The sequence below is a fragment of the Mesorhizobium sp. M00.F.Ca.ET.216.01.1.1 genome (assembly GCF_004010325.2).
Lineage (GTDB): Bacteria > Pseudomonadota > Alphaproteobacteria > Rhizobiales > Rhizobiaceae > Mesorhizobium.
Genome location: NZ_SADR02000258.1, coordinates 1 through 361, shown reverse-complemented (window position 1 = coordinate 361; position 361 = coordinate 1). Strand labels below are relative to the sequence as shown.

General features: G+C 58.2%; 1 protein-coding gene. It reads left to right on the top strand.

Features of this window, described 5'->3' with window-relative positions; all coding sequences use genetic code 11:
* Positions 1-298: helix-turn-helix domain-containing protein (locus EN859_RS36005; protein WP_135913660.1), on the top strand; the 298-nt coding region annotated here is incomplete at its 5' end.
* Positions 299-361: the final 63 nt, after the last annotated feature.

Genomic DNA, 361 nt, shown 5'->3' with positions numbered 1-361 from the left:
CTATCAGTTGTTCGAACCGAGCGGTGGAGTGCTCCATTACATTCAAAGTCGCCGACTTTTGGCAGCCCATGTTGCGCTCAGCGATCCGGCGGACAGCCGGCGCATCGTTCAAATTGCGGAAGCGTTCGGCTTCAGTTCAGCAGCAAATTTCAGCCGAGCATTTAGCAAGGAGTTCGGTTACAGCCCCCGCGAAGGGCGCAGGACGACAGTGTTGCCGCGTCCCGCCCACTCTGTTTCGCTTGGCGAGCATGATAAGGCCTCCTCCTTTGAAGGATGGCTCAAGGCGCTTGGAAGCTGAGCACAAGCGCCGCGCCGTTTGAGATCGGCGACATTTCATCAGAACGCCTCGCGGGGTTCTGCT